The following is a 17,053-nucleotide window of genomic DNA, read 5'->3' as shown; positions in this document are numbered from 1 at the left end:
CCCAGCCGCTCCCGTCCCGGGGACTGACGCTGCGCAGGAGCCGTGCTACCCCAGCGGGAGGCCGCCGACGCCCGGGAGGACGTTGGTGACCGTGCTCAGCGGGGAGTTGGCCGCGCCGCCCAGGCCGGGGAGGCTGCCGAGACGCTGGGCCGGGGCCTCGCGGGTGACGCCGCCGAGCGCGCCCTGAGCTGCCGTCAGCGGGGTGTTGACGGGCAGGCTCTGGAGCGGCAGCGCACCGAGCGGACCCGAGGCGGGGGCCGGAGCCGCCGCCGGGGCCTGAATCGGCGCCGACAGGGGCGCCCCGGCCGGCGCGGCCGCCGTGCCGTCGGTCGCAGCCGCGGGCATCGCCCGGGTGCCGGTCAGCGCGCCCGTGCCGTGGGTCGCGGTGACGGCCTGGCCGGCCAGGCCGACGACCTGGAGGGCGGACTCGCCCAGCGAGCGGTTGGCGATCGGGACGGCCTGGCCCGCCGTGCTGCCGGCCGCGTCGGCGACCACCGGGACACCGTCGCTGACGGCCCGGCCCGCGCCCGTGCCGGCCAGCTCGCCGGTCTGGTGCGTGGCGCTCTGGAGCTGGCTGCCCAGACCCGCCGTGTCCAGGCTGCTGACACCGCCCAGGTCGGGCACCGTCGGCAGTGCAGGGGCGGCCTGCGCCGCACCCGCAGCGATCACCGGGGCCGCACCGGCCGCGACGACGAGGGCGGCCTGGACGATCCGACGCGAGAGGGGGAGAGACATGGTGCTCCTAGTGATGGGACGACAGGACCCGTCCGCCGGGCGGACGTGGTGATTACCGCCCCAGGAGCAAGAAGGTTGCGGCCGTTCCGGGTAAAGAGTTCCCCAACGACATCGATGCAATGTCCGTATTTGTCTACATATAAGAAGCGCCGTCAGGCCTTCGGCTGAAAGGTTTCCTCACAGTCCCCGCACGGGTTTTCTGTTCGGTCGCGAGAGATTTCGGCGGAGCCGACCCGAATGGCCCAATTCGTCAACCTGTGGCGGTTCGGTTAACTCTCCTGGGGAGCCCTGTGGGCTCCGAAGTTGCCGCCCCGTCCGGAGATCTGAGGCTCCGTCAGGACGAGGCGACGGTCAGCCGGACGTCGGTCGGCGAGCTCGACGACACGTCGGACGCCGGGGCGGCGGACGCCGACGCGGAGCCGTCGGCCGCGACCCAGCCCTTGTCGGAGGCGTCGGCCGTCCACGCCTTGCCCGCGTACGTGACGCCGGTGATGTGCAGGTCCTTGGCGTGCGCGACCGCCCACTGCGCCACCGCCCAGCCGTGCTCCGTCGGATACGCGCCGCCGTGCACCTGGACGTCGAGCCGGTCCTGGGTCGGGCCGGACGGGGACGCGCCGGAGGAGTCGGACGAGGAGGCGCCCGCCGCGCCCAGCGGCGTGGTGCTGACCACGTGGCCGAAGTCCTTGGACAGTGCCGCCGACACGTCGGACGTGCCGGTCCCGGCGCTCGCGGCGCCGACGCCGTCGACCGTGCAGCTGAGCCCCGCCTGGACGCGGCCCGTCAGCGCGCCGGACAGCGTGGTCGCGTCCGCCTCGTGCTGGGCGTAGGCGTCCGGGTAGGCGCTGTGCTGAACGTCCTGCGCGGCCTGGGTGAGCGGGAGTTGGGCGTAGCCCGGGATCTGGACCAGCTTGTCGAGGAACCTGTTGGTCGCGTAGACCGGGTCCGCGATCTGCTGCGGTGTGCCCCAGCCCTGCGAAGGACGCTGCTGGAACAGGCCGATGGAGTCGCGGTCGCCGCCGTTGAGGTTGACCAGCTGCGACTCCTGCATCGCCGTGGCCAGCGAGATGGTGACCGCGCGCTCCGGCAGGTTGCGCGCGGTGGCGACGGCGGCGATGGTGCTGGCGTTCTCCATCTGGTCCAGGTCGAGTTGGACGATGCCGTCCGGGGTGTCCGCCTGGCAGCCCTCGGAGAGCGGGCCGGGCAGCAGGCCACGGCCCTTGCCGATGAGCACCACCACGACCACCGCGAGCACCGCCAGGATGGCCAGCGCAGGAAGGCAGGCCAACCAGCGTCGGCGTCGACGTCGCGGCGGACGGGCCTCCTCGTGCCCCGCGCTCATCATCTCGCTCAGACTCACCCCGCCGTCCCTTCCCCGGTGTCGCTACCGCCGGCCTCGGCCGGTCCCTGCCCGGTGCTCGTCACTCAGCGCTCGTCGACAACCGTCGATCCGTTCGACTCGCCCCAATTAGGCCGACTGGCACCCTACCGACTGGGACGGTGCTGTTGGGACTACGGTTCGCCTGCGTACCTGTGAGCTGCGCCGCTCAGCAGGCCTCGGGTAACCGGCAGGCAAAGCCACGTAGGCTGGCTGTCCATGAGTCGCCATGTCGCTTCCGCGCCCGCCGCGCCCGCCGTGCCCGAGCTGGATCTGAGTCTGACCGGGGCGGAGCTCACCGCCCGCCTGGTCGACATCCCCTCCGTGAGCGGTTCGGAGCAGCAGATCGCCGACGCCGTAGAGGTCGCCCTGCGGAAGCTCCCGCACCTGACCGTGGAGCGGGACGGTGACGCGATCGTGGCCCGGACCGACCTCGGCCGCTCGGAGCGGGTCATCCTGGCCGGTCACCTGGACACTGTGCCGATCGCCGACAACCTGCCCTCGCGCGTGGAGGGCGACCTGCTCTGGGGCTGCGGCACCTCGGACATGAAGTCCGGCGTAGCCGTCCAGCTGCGCATCGCGGCCACCGTGCCCGAGCCCAACCGGGACCTGACCTTCGTCTTCTACGACCACGAGGAGGTCGAGGCGAGCCGCAACGGCCTCGGCCGCCTGGCCCGCAACCACCCGGAGTGGCTGACGGGCGACTTCGCGGTGCTGATGGAACCGAGCAGCGCCCAGGTCGAGGGCGGCTGCCAGGGCACCCTGCGCGCCGAGATCCGCACCAAGGGCACCCGCGCACACTCCGCCCGCAGCTGGCTGGGCGAGAACGCGATCCACAAGGCCTCGCCGATCCTTACCCGCCTGGCCGCCTACGAGGCTGCGCGGGTCGAGATCGACGGCCTGGAGTACCACGAGGGCCTGAACGCGGTCCGGATCGAGGGCGGCGTCGCCAACAACGTGATCCCGGACGAGTGCCTGGTCGTGGTCAACTTCCGCTACGCCCCCAACCGCACGCCGGAGGAGGCGACGGCGCACGTCCGCGAGGTCTTCGCGGGCTTCGACGTCGTGGTCACCGACTTCGCCGCCGGAGCGCTGCCCGGCCTGTCGGCCCCGGCCGCCGCGGCATTCGTCGAGGCGACCGCGACCACCCCGACGGCCAAGTTCGGCTGGACCGACGTGGCGCGCTTCTCCGAGCTGGGCATCCCGGCGGTCAACTACGGTCCGGGCGACCCGAACTACGCCCACAAGCGGGACGAGCACTGCTCGCTCTCCGCGATCGAGGAGTGCGAGAAGCGGGTCCGCGCCTGGCTGACCGCCTGACCGGAGCCCATGCGGCTGACGTGAGGCCGGTGGCGGACGGCCAACGGAAATCCACCCGCGCGTTGATCTCCCGACGTACGCTGCGGAGGTATGACAGACGACCGCAGCCACCAGCCAAACGATCACGTCAACGGCCCCGAGCAGGTCCGCCTGCGCGGCAAGGTGCGCGTCAAGCACCGAGGGCCGGTGCTGCTGCGCGGGGACCAGGTCGACTCCAGTACCACCGACCAGCGTCTGCTGGACTCCGCCGGTCCGTCCGACTGGCTGCACACCGACCCGTGGCGGGTCATGCGGATCCAGTCCGAGTTCGTCGAGGGCTTCGGCGCCCTCGCCGAACTCGGACCGGCGGTCAGCGTCTTCGGCTCGGCCCGGACGCCCGTCGACTCCGTCGAGTACAAGGCCGGGGTCCGGATCGGCCGCGCGCTGGTCGAGGCCGGCTACGCGGTGATCACCGGCGGCGGGCCGGGCGCGATGGAGTCTGCCAACCGCGGCGCGTTCGAGGCGGGCGGCACCTCCGTCGGCCTCGGCATCGAGCTGCCCTTCGAGCAGGGCCTCAACGACTACATCCACCTCGGGCTGAACTTCCGGTACTTCTTCGTCCGGAAGACCATGTTCGTCAAGTACAGCCAGGGCTTCATCGTGCTGCCGGGTGGCTTCGGCACGCTGGACGAGCTGTTCGAGGCGCTCACACTGGTCCAGACGCACAAGGTAACCAGGTTCCCGGTGATCCTCTTCGGCACCGCGTACTGGTCCGGCCTGCTGGACTGGATCAGGAACACCCTCATCGCCGAGGGCAAGGCCTCCGCGGGCGATCTGGAGCTGGTCCAGTGCACCGACTCCGTCGAGGAGGCCGTCAAGATCCTGGAGGCCAGCCGCACCAACGGCCACCCGCAGCCCGCCCACAACCCGGAGTAGGGGTCGGCGGCAGCGCGCGGGAGGTCGCTCAGGCCAGCCCCCGGCGGGCGACCGCCGGGGGACGGGTGCCACGGATCGAGGCGACCATGTCGAGCACCTGCCGGGTCTCGGCGACCTGGTGGACCCGGTACACCTGGGCCCCCAGCCAGGCCGAGACCGCCGTGGTCGCGAGGGTGCCGAGCAGCCGCTCACCGACCGGCTTGTCCAGCGTCTCGCCGACGAAGTCCTTGTTGGAGAGCGAGACCAACACCGGCCAGCCGGTCTCGGTCATCTCCGGCAGGCGGCGGGTCGCCTCCAGCGAGTGGCGGGTGTTCTTGCCGAAGTCGTGGCCCGGATCGATCAGGATGCCCTCGCGCGGGACGCCCAGCGCCAGCGCCCGCTCCGCCTCACCGGCGACCGTGCGCTCCATGATGTCCGCCATGACGTCCGCGTACTCGACCCGGTGCGGACGCGTCCGCGGCTCCGTACCTCCGGCGTGGGTGCAGACCAGGCCGACCCGGTGCTTCGCGGCGACCTCGGCCAGCAGCGGATCGACGCCGCCCCAGGCGTCGTTGATCAGGTCCGCGCCCACCTCGCAGACGGCCTCGCCGACCTCGTGCCGCCAGGTGTCCACGCTGAGCACCACGTCCGGATGCCGCTCCCGCAGTGCGGCGACGAAGGGGACGGTGCGGCGCAGCTCCTCCTCGACCGTGACCTCGTCCCCGGGCCCGGCCTTGACGCCGCCGATGTCGAGGATGGCCGCGCCCTCGGCCACCGCCTTGTCGGCTGCGGCGAAGGCGGCCTCGTCGGTGAAGGTCGCGCCCCGGTCGAAGAACGAGTCCGGGGTGCGGTTGACGATGGCCATGATCACGAGCTCGTCCGGAGCGAAACTGCGGGTGCCGAGCTTCAAGGGCCTGCGGGCCATGCGTCCTCCCAGGCTGGTACGCCATGATGGCTGTCAAACGTTTGGGGCTCGTCCATGATCCCCCACCGGCAGCCTGGAGTGGGCCCGTGTTCTGGTTGATCCTCGTCCTGATGGTGCTGGTCGTCGGCGCGGCCGCGCTGGCCGCGCTCGGCGCGGGCGGTTCCCTCCCGGACGCCGAGCGGGACCGGCTGGCGGCCGGCCTGCCCAAGGACCGGTCCGTGGCCCACGACGACATCGACGAACTGCGCTTCCCGATGGCGCTGCGCGGCTACCGGATGGACGAGGTGGACGACACCCTGGACCGCCTGGCCGCGGAGCTCTCCCAGCGCGACCACCGCGTCGCGGAGCTGGAGCACGCGCTCTCCGCCGCGCTGGCACCCGCGCGTGGCGCGAGCGCGGGCGCGGGCGCGACTCCGGAGGCGGTGGCCGAGGGGTACCAGCCGACGATCCAGCTCGGGAAGGTCGAGATACCGACCGGGCCGGAAGAGAAGGCCGAGACCGAGAAGGCCGCGACGGAGAAGGCCGAAGACGGTGCAGGCGACCACGAGCCCGACGAGCCGGAGGACGAGCAGCGATGAGTGAGGCGGTTCGGGGCGAGGACGGTCTGCTCCGGTGTCCCTGGGGTCTGTCGGCTCCGGACTACGTCGAGTACCACGACAGCGAGTGGGGAAAGCCGGTCCACGGCGACTCCGCGCTGTACGAGCGGCTCTGCCTGGAGGCGTTCCAGTCGGGCCTGTCCTGGATCACCATCCTGCGCCGCAGGGAGGGCTTCCGGCGGGCCTTCGACGGGTTCGACCCGGCCAAGGTCGCGGCCTACGACGACGCGAACGTCGAGCGCCTGCTCGCGGACGAGGGGATCATCCGCAACCGCGCGAAGATCCTGGCGACCATCGCCAACGCCCGTGCCCTGCTGGAGCTGGACGGCACCTCGTTGGACGCCCTGATCTGGGGCTTCGCCCCGGACCCCGCTCCGAAGGCACCCACCTCCCTCGTGGAGGTCCCGGCGGTGACGCCGGAGTCGACGGCCCTGGCCAAGGAGCTGAAGCGGAAGGGTTTCCGCTTCGTCGGCCCCACGACGGCCTACGCGATGATGCAGGCCTGCGGCCTCGTCAACGACCACCTTGCGGACTGCTTCGCGAGGTAGTTGCCCTGTCCGGCGTCACCGAACGCCGGATCAGGCTCCGGTGAATCGCGGCTTCTCCTTGGCCAGGAAGGCCTGGACCGCGATCCAGTGGTCCGCCGACGCGCCGGCGAGGGTCTGGAGTTCGTCCTCCTTCGCCAGCGTCTCCACCAGCGAGTGGGACGAGCCGTACGCCAGCGAGGACTTGATCGCGCCGTAGGCGACCGTCGGGCCGTCGGCCAAGGTGCGGGCGAACGCCCGTGCCTCCGTGGCGAGTTCCGCGCTCGGGACCACGCGGTTGGTCAGGCCGAGGGTCAACGCCTGCTCGGCCTTGATGGTCTGAGGGAACATCAGCAACTCGGTGGCCTTGGCGTGGCCGACCAGGCGCGGCAGGGTCCACGACGCGCCGGAGTCCGCCGTCAGGGCGACCCCGGCGAAGGACGTGTTGAACCCGCCGTGCTCGGCGAGCAGCCGGAAGTCGCAGGCCCAGGCCAGCGCCGCGCCCGCGCCCGCCGCCACGCCGTTGATCGCGGCGACGACCGGCTTGCGCATCGTCGTGAGCGCGGTGACCAGCGGGTTGTAGTGCTCGTGGACCGTCGAGAGCGCCGAGCCGCCCGACTCCCTGGCAGCGCTCAGGTTGCCGACGTGCTCCTTGAGGTCCTGGCCCACGCAGAACGCGCGGTCGCCCGCGCCGGTCAGCAGGACCGCGCGGACCGAGGCGTTCTCCGCGGCGTCCTGCGCGGCGTCGCGCAGGGCCACCTTGGTCGCGGTGTCGAGCGCGTTCATCGCCTCGGGGCGGTTGATGGTGAGGGTCGCGAGCCCGTCCTCGATCTCGTACAGCACGCTGTCGGCCACGTCCGGCTCCTCCTGGTCGTCACTGGTCGTCCCAGATGTCCCTGGTCAGCATGACGGATGCCACCTACCGGCGTAGATGTGACGTAGCCCACTTTCCCTCGGTTTCCACGAGCGGAACAGGGGCACCTCACACGGCGGCAGCCTGCCCGCGAGAGAGGGGAACTGAGGTGCGGTCGGAAGGCGTGTTCGAGTGCAGTCGGAGGTGCACCGAGAGGCCGCTGGGGCTGGGGTGATGCGTGACGTTGGTCATCGGACGGTCAGATGCGGGATACTGGTACTCCGATCAGTGCGTTCGAAACCGGCGGTGGACGGGCCGTGGGGTTCGGCTAGGACCAGGTGCAGGAAGGGGAACGAGCATGGCGGCCATGAAGCCGCGGACGGGCGACGGCCCGCTCGAGGTGACCAAGGAGGGGCGGGGCATCGTCATGCGAGTTCCGCTCGAAGGCGGCGGACGGCTCGTGGTCGAGCTGACGCCCGACGAGGCGCAGGCGCTCGGCGACGCCCTGAAGGACGTGTGCGGCTGACCGCACACCCTCAGCTCCACGAGCTCCAGGAGCTCCACGACGAAGGCCCTGTCCCGTTCGGGACAGGGCCTTCGCCCGTCAGCGCTTCCTCAACCGGGGCGCCGCCGACTGCTTCGTCGCGTCACCGCGTCACCGCTTCACCGCGGCGAGCAGTCCGTCGCCGACCGGCAGCAGCGCCGGGACCAGGTCCGGATGCTCGCGGACGGTCCGCACCAGCTCTCTGACCGCGAGCGCACCCACGCCCAGCGCGCCCTCGAAGCAGACCGTTCCCCCAGGTCGGAGCAGGCGCAACGATTCAGCAAGGTAGCCCGTCGACTCCGCCGGATCGCCGTCGCAGAAGACGAGGTCGTACTGGCTGTCCGCCAGCCGTGGCAGCACGTCCAGCGCCGGGCCCGGGATCAGCCGTGCGCGGCTGGAGGCGAAGCCCGCCGCCGCGAACCCCTCGCGGGCCTGGCGTTGCAGGCCGGGGTGGATGTCGACGGTGGTCAGTACCCCGTCCGGGCGCATTCCGCGCAGCAGGCAGATGCCCGACACGCCGGTGCCGGTCCCGATCTCGGCCACCGCGCGGGCGGCCGTCGCCGCCGCCAGCAGACGCAGCGCCGCGCCGCTGCCGGGGGAGACCGGACGGACCGTGGCCGCGAGCGACAGCTCACGGGCGCGTTCGAGCACCGCGTCCTCGACGGCATAGGCGTCGGCGAGGGCGGCGTCCGCCTGTTCCCCGTAGCCGCTGATGCCTTCCTCCTGTGCCCCGAGTGTGCCCGAGTGTGCCCGACGCCTGAACTGTGTCGATTTCTGGCCACAGGTTAGTGGAGTGGAGCGGAACCGGGATCAAGGCCCGGCCGTTGGAAACAGATGAACGCCGCGTGCGAGCGCGGCGGAACGAGAACGGCGCACCGGGCGTATACACAACGCCCCAGGTGGGTCGTATGGTGATTGGCTTTTTATCCGGTGCTAACGGGTGGTGCGGATATGGTGGTGGCCCTGCTAGGCAGAAGAGCCGATCGAGGAGGTGTGGCTGAGGGGGGCGCTCGATCGCGGCACTTTCGCGGCCCCGCGCCGATCCGTACGCCAAAGCCCGTGATGAGTGAGTCGCAGCCCGAGTACGCGCCCGTCGACGAGACGGCTTCGAACGGCCAGCCCGGTGAGACCGTGTCCGACGGTCAGACCGCCACCTTCGACGACCAGAGCGCCACGGCTGCATGGACTCCGCCCAGTTGGGAGGAGATCGTCCAGACCCACAGCGCCCGGGTGTACCGCCTCGCCTACCGCCTGACCGGCAACCAGCACGACGCCGAGGACCTCACCCAGGAGGTCTTCGTCCGGGTGTTCCGTTCGCTGTCCACGTACACGCCCGGCACCTTCGAGGGCTGGCTGCACCGGATCACCACCAACCTCTTCCTGGACATGGTCCGCCGCAAGCAGCGGATCCGCTTCGACGCGCTGGCCGAGGACGCCGCCGAGCGGCTGCCCAGCCGTGAGCCGTCGCCCGCGCAGCAGTTCCACGACACCCACTTCGACGCCGACGTGCAGCAGGCCCTGGACACCCTTGCCCCGGAGTTCCGCGCCGCCGTCGTGCTCTGTGACATCGAGGGCCTCTCCTACGAGGAGATCGCCGCCACCCTGGGCGTCAAGCTCGGCACCGTGCGCAGCCGCATCCACCGTGGCCGGGCGCACCTGCGCGCCGCCCTGCAGCACCGCGCCCCCGGCGCGAGCGAGGGCCGTGAGCGCAGGGCCGGTGTGGACGTCGATGCCGAGGCACAGCTGTTGGCCGCCGAGGCGTTGGACGGGAGGCGGTCCTCGTGAGCGAGCGGCCCCGCCGCGCCGCGCGGTCGGAGGCAGCAGAGCTGCGGGTGACCCCGGTCTCCGTGGCCGTGCCCGCGTCTCCTGCGCAGGAGCACCACCTGGGCGACCGCCTGGCCGCCTTCATCGACGGCGAGCTGGACCACGGCGCCCGCGAGCGCGTCCAGGCCCACCTGGCCACCTGTCCCACCTGTCTGGCCGAGGCCGAGGAGGCCCGGCAGCTCAAGTCGCGCCTGCGCGAGGTGCTCCCTCCGGACCCCAGCCCGGTCTTCATGACCCGGTTGCTCTCCATCGCCGCGCCCGGGGCGGGCGACGACGGCGAGGGGCCGTCGTCGGGTCAGCCGGTCGCCGGTGCCGCGCGCGGCGTGCGGTCGTTGTTCGGCGGCTCGGGTTCGGGCTTCGGCTCCGCCGGCGGCCTGGGCGGTGGCGGTCTGCGGGGCAGCAGCTTCGGCTCCGGCGCGTTGGGCGCCGACCATCCGGTGCCCGGCGTGGACCCGCGCGCCCGCCGTGAGCGCTCCTCCCGCGCCCTGCGCGAGGTACGCGAGCCGCGGGATTCCGGCGGCCACGCAGGCAACGACGGTGGGAGCGAGGGCTCCCGACGCGAGGAGCCCCGTCCGATAGCCGCCCGGCTCCGCGCCGGGGTCGGGGGCGGGCTGATGCCGAGCCAGCCACTGTCCGGCGTGCTGGCCGCGGCGGCGGCGCCCATGGGCACGCAGCGTGGCCGACGTCTGGTCTTCGCCGCGGCGGGCGCCTTCTCGGTCGCGGCGGTGACCCTGAGCACCGCGTTGACGGGCGTCTCCGCCTCCTCCGACGCCCCCGCGGACGTCTCCCCGCTGTCCGGCACGGGCAACTACGCCCCCGCCGGGAGTCAGCTGGCGCTGGAGAACCTCCACGGCAACGACAGCGCCGCGCAGGAGGTCATGCACCGCACCACGGCGTTCCACCCGATGTCGGATCCCTCGGTGGTCCCGGCCCGTCGGCTGCTGCCCTGACCTCTGCACTCCCCGGCAGGAACGCTGACGGATCTCGGCAGGATCTCGCAGCAACCCTGCGCTGAACCCTCTGCGTGCGGGCGGGTCGGACTCCGGTCCGGCCCGCCCGCGGCGTTGCTTCCGATGCTCACGCGTGGCCGAACAGCAACTGTTCGCTGACTGAGAATGTGCGCGAACGGTAGCCCCGAGCCGTCGGTTCCTGTTTCAATCGCCATGGCAGCAAGGCGTTGAGGAGCAGTTCGGCATGGCAGCGGAGCAGCAGGTGGAGGAATCCCCGACTCCCCGGCAGAGCCGCCGATGCGCGCCCGCGTGGTGGAGTCACCCCGACGGGCCGGGCCCCGGCCGGGAGCCGATCTTCAGGCGGCGCGAGGAGCCGCGGGATGGCGACGCCGTGCGCGGACGCGCCCGTGGCCTGCGGCGACTGCTGCACATCCCGGCCCAGCGCGCGGCCCGCGGCTCGGTGTCGCGGCGCTCGCGGACGCTGCGGCCCCAGCGGACCGCGCGGACCAAGCGCCGGACCCCGCCGTTCGGTCCGAGGCTGGCCTCGCCGCGCGGGATCCTGATCGTCACCGTGGTCGTGGTCGTCGCCAGCCTGATCGGCGGCGGTCTCGGCGTCGCCGTCGAGGGTGCCCGGCAGGGCGGTCGGCTGACGCTGTCGAAGGCGCCCGCCACGTCCAAGACGCCCAGCCACACGGCCGAGGTGCTGCACGCGGTCCTGCCCGGCATCGTCTACCTGCAGGTGGTGGCGGACGGCCAGCAGACGACGGGCACCGGCGTGCTGCTCGACGCCGACGGCCACATCCTGACCAACAGCCATGTCGTCGCCCCCGACGGCACCCCCGGCACGGTCACTGTGACCTTCAACACAGGCCAGCGCCACCCGGCCACCCTGGTCGGGCGTGACGTCGGCACCGATCTGGCGGTGCTGCGGGTCACCGGCGTCTCCGGGCTGACCCCGGCGGTCCTCGGTGACTCGGACGACATCCAGGTGGGCGACCCGGTGATGGCTGTCGGCGACCCCTACGGCCTGCGCGGCACGGTCACCTCCGGCATCGTGAGCGCGCTGGACCGCCCGATCGTCTCCGGCCCCGGCATGCCCGGCGGTCCTTCGTACCTGGACGCCGTGCAGACCGACGCCGCGATCAACCCCGGCAACTCCGGCGGCCCGCTGCTGGACGCCAGCGGCACCGTGATCGGCATCAACACGGTGATCCGCTCCGCCGACCCGGACAGCACGGACCCCTACGGCAACAGCAGCGACAGCGGCAGCATCGGCCTCGGTTTCGCCATCCCGATCGACCAGGCCGCCGCCGTCGCCGCCCAGCTGATCGGCACCGGACACGCCGATCCGCCGATGATCGGGGTGACCCTGGACCGCTCCTTCCAGGGCGGGGCGAAGATCACCGCAGTGGCCCAGCGGAAGTCGCCGCTGCACGTCGGCGACATCGTCACGGCGGACGACGGCATCGCGGTCACCGACGCGGACGACCTGATCGCGCTGGTCCGCGGCCGCAAGCAGAACGCGGAGACGGTCCTCACCGTGCTGCGCGACGGCGACAGCCTGCCGGTGGTGGTCCACCTCACCTCGGGCCCGTCCGACTCGACGTCCACCCGGGCCTGACCGCTCCGGACATGCCGGACATGACCGCTCCGACGCGGCCGGAGGGAGGATTCACACCTGCGGTTCCGCGGGCGCTGGTCCGTCCCGCGCCTCGGGCGATTAGTCTGGAGCCGTCACCACGTCATCAGGGGAGCCCACGACATGTTCTTCGACATAAGCCCACTCGAGATGGTGGTGCTCGTGGTCCTTGCCGTGGTCATCTTCGGCCCGGACAAGCTGCCGAAGATCGTCCAGGACGTGATGGGCTTCATCCGCAAGGTGCGCGAGTTCTCGGACAGCGCCAAGCAGGACATCCGCAACGAGCTCGGCCCCGAGTACCAGGACTTCGAGTTCCAGGACCTGCACCCGAAGAACTTCGTGCGGAAGCAGCTGACCAAGCACGGCGACGAGTTCGGCCTGGACGAGCTCCAGGAGCTGAAGAACGGCTTCACCCGCGACGCTGCCGACGCCAGTGCCGCCGTGCGGGCGGTCCGCGCCGACCCGCTGGCCAAGGTCGCCCCGGGCGAGTCCGGCTCCGCCACGCCGTCGTCGACCTCCGGCAACCGCCCCGCGCAGCCGCCGCTGACCAGCGACGAGAGCGCGCCGTACGACCTCGACGCCACCTGATCTCCCGCACGGCGGGGTCTGACCCGGCCTGCTCGAACGGACCAGCGGGCCCGCCCTTCGGCGACCCGGTGGGCGCGTAGCCGCCTGCGGTACACGATCGCCTCCCTCCTCCCCGGTATGGTTCTGCCGGGGTGGACCAGGAAGAGGAGGCCGGTATGGACGCCACGAGCCACGCCGTGGGAGACGCCGTCATGGGGGAGAACGCCGCAGCGGCGTCGGGCGGTACTGCCGGTGCGACGGCTGGTGCCACGGCCATCGCGCCGGGCTTCCCGGACGCGGAGTTCCCCTGGTACGGCCTGGACGACGCCTGGACCGGCCGCCGCTGGTTCGGCACGGTCGGCACCTCGCCGGACGGCAGGGTCGTGGATTACGGCTCGCTGGGCCACGGCGAGGAGCCCGTCCGCTCGTACCTCTCCCAGGATCCGTCCGAGGGCCGACGCTTCGCCGTCGTGGTGACGGTCGCCGGCCGTACGGCCCGTCGCCTGGACGACGGCACCGGCATGCTGGAGGCCACCTCCATCGCCTCCGCCGCCTGGCTGGCCGGCTCGGGACTCCTGGCCGCCACCGAGCACGCCCCGATGGAGCGGACGCTCCGTCAGGACTGGCTCGACCAGCAGACCGCCCTCGCCTGGGACCTCGCCGACGACATCGACGGCCCGGCCTGGTCCTCGCTCACCCTCCCGGTCAACGGAACCCCGCAGGCGTTCCGCTACCGCGAGTCCGAGTACGGCTGGGTCCTCGCCGGGGACGCCCCCGGCGTCCACCTCGGCGCCTACGGCCGCGGCGTCAGCGCCTACGGCCTCGGCTTCACCACGGTCACCGACCTCGGGTCGTACGGGCAGTAGCCCTCGCGACAGCCCTCGCGACCGCCCTCGCGACGCGTCTGACGATGAACGCCGACCGTTCCCCCGCAGGTCAGGGGAGCGGTCGGCGTTGTGAGTGGCGGCGTGGCGGGTCGGGGAAACGACCCGGCCGGTCAGAACTTGTTCTTGGGCGTCAGTCCGAGCGACATGCCCGAGAGGCCGCGCTGGCGGTTGCCCAGCTTCGTGGCGATCGCGCGGAGCGCCGCGCCCGCCGGGGAGTCCGGGTCGGAGAGGACGACGGGCTTGCCCTCGTCGCCGCCCTGGCGGAGCTGGATGTCGATCGGGATGTTGCCGAGGACCGGGACCTTCGCGCCGGTCGCGCGGGTGAGCGCGTCCGCGACGGTCTGGCCGCCGCCGGTGCCGAAGACGTCGACCATCTCGCCGCAGTGCGGGCACGGCATGCCCGACATGTTCTCGATGACGCCGACGATGGTCTGGTGCGTCTGCAGCGCAATCGTGCCGGCCCGCTCCGCCACCTCCGCCGCGGCCTGCTGCGGGGTGGTGACCAGCAGGATCTCCGCGTTCGGGACCAGCTGGGCCACCGAGATGGCGATGTCGCCGGTGCCGGGCGGCAGGTCGAGCAGCAGCACGTCCAGGTCGCCCCAGTAGACGTCGGCCAGGAACTGCTGCAGCGCGCGGTGCAGCATCGGGCCGCGCCAGACGACCGGGGCGTTGCCCGGGGTGAACATGCCGATCGAGATGACCTTCACGCCGTTCGCCGACGGCGGCATGATCATGTTCTCGACCTGGGTCGGGCGGCCCTCCGCGCCCAGCATGCGCGGCACGCTGTGGCCGTAGATGTCGGCGTCGACCACGGCGACCTTGAGGCCCTGGTCGGCCAGCGCCGCGGCCAGGTTGACCGTCACCGAGGACTTGCCGACGCCGCCCTTGCCGGACGCGACCGCGTAGACGCGGGTCAGCGAGCCGGGCTTGGCGAAGGGGATCTCCTTCTCGGCCTGGCCACCACGGAGCGACGTTGCCAGCTCCTTGCGCTGCTCGGCGCTCATCACGTCGAGCTCGACCTCGACCGAGGAGATGCCGGGCACGCGACCGACCGCGTCGCTGACCCGGTTGGTGATGGTCTCCCGCATCGGGCAGCCGGACACCGTGAGGTAGACGGCGACCTTGGCCGCGCCCGCCTCGTCGACGGCGACCGATTTCACCATCCCGAGCTCGGTGATGGGCCGGTTGATCTCTGGGTCCTGCACAGTCGCCAGGGCGGCGTGCACGGACTCCTCGATGGGGGTCGCCTGTGTGTCGGAAGCCATAACGGAATGGTACGGCGGCGGGGCGGGCCCGCTGACCCGTCAGTAGCGTGCAGCGGGTCACATCGGCAGGTCAGCCCGGCCGCAGGTCTGTGGCCACAGTTTCGCGGCCGCAGGTTCAGACGAGTTCCTCGTCGCGCTCCTCGTACGGGCGGCGGCCGTTGTCCAGCTCCTTGAGCAGCTGCTGCAGCTCCGAGCGGAGGAAGTCGCGGGTGGCGACCTCGCCGAGGCCCTGGCGCAGTGCGGCGACCTCGCGGGTGAGGTACTCGGTGTCGGCGACGGTGCGGTTGGACCGGTCGCGGTCCTGTTCCATGTTGACCCGGTCGCGGTCGTCCTGCCGGTTCTGCGCGAGCAGGATCAGCGGGGCCGCGTAGGAGGCCTGGAGCGAGAGGACCAGGGTCAGGAAGATGAAGGGGTACTCGTCGAACCGCACCGACGGCGGGGCGAAGACGTTCCAGGCGACCCAGATCAGGATGAGCACGGTCATCCAGACCAGGAACCGTCCCGTGCCCATGAACCGGGCGAACCGCTCCGACAACCGGCCGAAGGCGTCGGGGTCGGGCTGAGGCAGTGTCACCAGGGCGCGACGACGCCGCGGTTGGTCCAGCCGTGGACGCTTGCTCTCAACGGACGCGGCCATGAGCGCCCACCACCCTCTCCTGGTCGTCCTGTTCGTCCTGGTCTGCCGCGTCGTCCTGCTCTGCGGCGTCGTCCTGGACTGCCGTGTCGTTCCGGCGGTTCCAGTCGTCGCCCGCGTGCAGCACGCCCTCGCGCCAGTCGTCGGGCAGCAGGTGGTCGAGGACGTCGTCGACGGTCACCGAGCCGAGCAGGTTGCCCAGTTCGTCGACCACCGGCACACAGACCATGTTGTAGGTGGCCAGCCAGCTGGTGATCCGCGGCAGCTCGGTGTCCGGCGCGAGCGGGTCCAGGTCGTGGTCGACCAGCCCGCCGAGCAGCGTGTACGGGGGCTCGCGCAGCAGCCGCTGGAAGTGGACCAGCCCCAGGTACTTGCCGGTCGGCGTGTCCAGCGGCGGGCGGCACACGTAGACGACGGAGGCCTGCGCGGGCTTGAGGTCCTCGTTGCGGACCTTCGCCAACGCCTCGGCGACGGTGGCGTTCGGGGGCAGCACGACGGGTTCGGTGGTCATCAGACCACCGGCGGTGTGCTCCTCGTAGCTGAGCAGGCGGCGCAGCGGGGCGGCCTCTTCGGGCTCCATCAGCTGGAGCAGGTTCTCGGCCTCGTCACCGGGGAGTTCGGAGAGCAGGTCGGCGGCGTCGTCCGGGTCCATCGCCTCCAGGACGTCGGCGGCGCGCTCCTGGTGCAGGCCCGCGAGGATGGCCACCTGGTCGTCCTCGGGCAGCTCCTCCATGACGTCGGCGAGGCGCTCGTCGTCCAGCGCGGCGGCGACCTCACCACGACGCTTGGGGGAGAGGTGGTGCAGCACGCTGGCCAGGTCGGCAGCGCGCAGCTGGTCGAAGGTGGCGAGCAGGTTGGCCGCGCCCTGGTCCTCCTCGCGGAGCGCGAAACCGGTGACCGCCGACCACTCGACCGTCAGCGCCTCGCCCCGCCGCCGCAGCCGCCCGGCCTTGCCCTTCTCGACGAAGACCTTGTCGATCTCCCACTCGCGCCCGCGCACCCGGACCATGCCGACGTCCAGCACGGTGACCGTCTCACCGGCCTCGCCGTAGGGGGTGCCGGGATTGAGCGCGACGCGGCGGTCGAGCAGTTCGGCGAGGCAGAGCGTCTCGGTCGGGCGCTGCTCGAAGCGGCGCAGGTTGATCACGCCGGTCATCAGCACCTGGCCGGACTCGACGCTGGTGACGCGGTTCGTCGCCAGGAAGACGCGCCGCTTGCCCACGACCTCGACCACGAAGCCGAGCACCCGTGGCGGTTGGCTGCGCAGGCGCAGCGACACAACCACGTCGCGCACCCGGCCGACCTGGTCGCCGTTCGGGTCGAACACCGCCACGCCCGACAGGTGCGAGACGAACACGCGAGAGGTGCTCCCGCTCACCCACTGACCTCCCGACTTCTCCCGACTTGCTCCCGCGCCCGACGGACACGACCACCGAGGCCACGGTCTTAGCGGATCCCATACGCAGGCTCAGGCGTTCAGGCTACCTGGCGAGCTGTGGCGTGGACCGAGGGTTCAGCTCA

At 71.9% G+C, this 17,053-nt stretch carries 18 protein-coding genes; 10 read left to right on the top strand and 8 right to left on the bottom strand.

The features are described 5' to 3' along the window. Window positions 1-45: 45 nt before the first annotated feature. Both ABH928_RS01880 and ABH928_RS01875 read right to left on the bottom strand, forming a co-directional pair. Window positions 46-735, bottom strand: coding sequence for an ATP-binding protein (locus ABH928_RS01880; protein WP_370061163.1), 690 nt, complete (start codon window positions 733-735; stop codon window positions 46-48). A 334-nt stretch (window positions 736-1,069) separates the two neighbouring features. After that, window positions 1,070-2,092, bottom strand: a complete 1,023-nt coding sequence (locus ABH928_RS01875) for a heavy metal transporter (protein WP_370061161.1) — start codon at window positions 2,090-2,092, stop codon at window positions 1,070-1,072. A gap of 237 nt (window positions 2,093-2,329) precedes the next feature. On the opposite strand from ABH928_RS01875, the gene dapE reads away from it, so the two are divergent. Next, entirely contained in the window at window positions 2,330-3,430 is a 1,101-nt protein-coding gene (dapE, locus tag ABH928_RS01870; protein ID WP_370061159.1) for a succinyl-diaminopimelate desuccinylase, read from the top strand. A 90-nt stretch (window positions 3,431-3,520) separates the two neighbouring features. Further along, the gene (locus tag ABH928_RS01865) at window positions 3,521-4,345 is read left to right on the top strand and encodes a TIGR00730 family Rossman fold protein (protein WP_370061157.1); all 825 of its coding nucleotides are present in this window, start codon (window positions 3,521-3,523) and stop codon (window positions 4,343-4,345) included. A 28-nt stretch (window positions 4,346-4,373) separates the two neighbouring features. Here the strand turns inward: ABH928_RS01865 and folP are convergent, their stop codons facing one another. Continuing rightward, window positions 4,374-5,249 carry a dihydropteroate synthase gene (folP, locus tag ABH928_RS01860; RefSeq protein WP_370061155.1) on the bottom strand — a complete coding sequence of 292 codons (876 nt, stop codon included), beginning with the start codon at window positions 5,247-5,249 and terminating at the stop codon, window positions 4,374-4,376. An 86-nt stretch (window positions 5,250-5,335) separates the two neighbouring features. Here folP and ABH928_RS01855 point away from each other — a divergent pair, with 86 nt between their 5' ends. Continuing rightward, window positions 5,336-5,827 carry a DivIVA domain-containing protein gene (locus tag ABH928_RS01855; protein ID WP_370061153.1) on the top strand — a complete coding sequence of 164 codons (492 nt, stop codon included), beginning with the start codon at window positions 5,336-5,338 and terminating at the stop codon, window positions 5,825-5,827. Then, window positions 5,824-6,393 (top strand): DNA-3-methyladenine glycosylase I, encoded by a 570-nt coding sequence (locus ABH928_RS01850; protein ID WP_370061151.1) that lies wholly within the window; start codon window positions 5,824-5,826, stop codon window positions 6,391-6,393. Before ABH928_RS01855 ends, ABH928_RS01850 begins: the two co-directional genes overlap by 4 nt. A gap of 30 nt (window positions 6,394-6,423) precedes the next feature. Here the strand turns inward: ABH928_RS01850 and ABH928_RS01845 are convergent, their stop codons facing one another. Further along, window positions 6,424-7,224 (bottom strand): enoyl-CoA hydratase-related protein, encoded by an 801-nt coding sequence (locus ABH928_RS01845; RefSeq protein WP_370061149.1) that lies wholly within the window; start codon window positions 7,222-7,224, stop codon window positions 6,424-6,426. Window positions 7,225-7,580: 356 nt separating this feature from the next. Here ABH928_RS01845 and ABH928_RS01840 point away from each other — a divergent pair, with 356 nt between their 5' ends. Further along, window positions 7,581-7,748, top strand: a complete 168-nt coding sequence (locus ABH928_RS01840; protein ID WP_370061147.1) for a DUF3117 domain-containing protein — start codon at window positions 7,581-7,583, stop codon at window positions 7,746-7,748. Between the two features lie 129 nt (window positions 7,749-7,877). On the opposite strand, the gene ABH928_RS01835 is transcribed toward ABH928_RS01840, so the two are convergent. Next, the gene (locus tag ABH928_RS01835; RefSeq protein ID WP_370061861.1) at window positions 7,878-8,480 is read right to left on the bottom strand and encodes an O-methyltransferase; all 603 of its coding nucleotides are present in this window, start codon (window positions 8,478-8,480) and stop codon (window positions 7,878-7,880) included. A gap of 348 nt (window positions 8,481-8,828) precedes the next feature. Here ABH928_RS01835 and sigE point away from each other — a divergent pair, with 348 nt between their 5' ends. The 5 genes from sigE (at window position 8,829) to ABH928_RS01810 (ending at window position 13,612) form a co-directional block, all read left to right on the top strand. Continuing rightward, window positions 8,829-9,551, top strand: a complete 723-nt coding sequence (gene sigE / locus ABH928_RS01830; RefSeq protein ID WP_370061145.1) for an RNA polymerase sigma factor SigE — start codon at window positions 8,829-8,831, stop codon at window positions 9,549-9,551. Then, complete coding sequence (locus ABH928_RS01825) at window positions 9,548-10,540, top strand: anti-sigma factor (RefSeq protein ID WP_370061142.1); 993 nt, start codon at window positions 9,548-9,550, stop codon at window positions 10,538-10,540. Before sigE ends, ABH928_RS01825 begins: the two co-directional genes overlap by 4 nt. Before the next feature lie 244 nt (window positions 10,541-10,784). Continuing rightward, the gene (locus tag ABH928_RS01820) at window positions 10,785-12,161 is read left to right on the top strand and encodes a S1C family serine protease (protein WP_370061140.1); all 1,377 of its coding nucleotides are present in this window, start codon (window positions 10,785-10,787) and stop codon (window positions 12,159-12,161) included. Between the two features lie 141 nt (window positions 12,162-12,302). Continuing rightward, window positions 12,303-12,767 (top strand): sec-independent translocase, encoded by a 465-nt coding sequence (locus tag ABH928_RS01815; protein WP_370061138.1) that lies wholly within the window; start codon window positions 12,303-12,305, stop codon window positions 12,765-12,767. A gap of 155 nt (window positions 12,768-12,922) precedes the next feature. Further along, window positions 12,923-13,612, top strand: coding sequence for a hypothetical protein (locus tag ABH928_RS01810; RefSeq protein WP_370061136.1), 690 nt, complete (start codon window positions 12,923-12,925; stop codon window positions 13,610-13,612). 131 nt (window positions 13,613-13,743) lie between these two features. Here the strand turns inward: ABH928_RS01810 and ABH928_RS01805 are convergent, their stop codons facing one another. From ABH928_RS01805 to ABH928_RS01795, 3 genes are all read right to left on the bottom strand, one after another. Next, window positions 13,744-14,898 (bottom strand): Mrp/NBP35 family ATP-binding protein, encoded by a 1,155-nt coding sequence (locus ABH928_RS01805; protein WP_370061134.1) that lies wholly within the window; start codon window positions 14,896-14,898, stop codon window positions 13,744-13,746. A 115-nt stretch (window positions 14,899-15,013) separates the two neighbouring features. Then, on the bottom strand, window positions 15,014-15,535 hold the full coding sequence (locus tag ABH928_RS01800) for a DUF1003 domain-containing protein (RefSeq protein WP_370061132.1): 522 nt from the start codon (window positions 15,533-15,535) through the stop codon (window positions 15,014-15,016). Continuing rightward, the gene (locus tag ABH928_RS01795; protein WP_370061130.1) at window positions 15,519-16,910 is read right to left on the bottom strand and encodes a magnesium transporter MgtE N-terminal domain-containing protein; all 1,392 of its coding nucleotides are present in this window, start codon (window positions 16,908-16,910) and stop codon (window positions 15,519-15,521) included. Before ABH928_RS01795 ends, ABH928_RS01800 begins: the two co-directional genes overlap by 17 nt. Window positions 16,911-17,053 lie beyond the last annotated feature (143 nt).

The sequence above is a fragment of the Streptacidiphilus sp. MAP5-3 genome (genome assembly GCF_041262505.1).
Classification (GTDB): Bacteria; Actinomycetota; Actinomycetes; order Streptomycetales; family Streptomycetaceae; genus Streptacidiphilus.
Note: the sequence above shows the minus strand (reverse complement) of the source record. Positions and strands in the feature narration are given on the sequence as shown.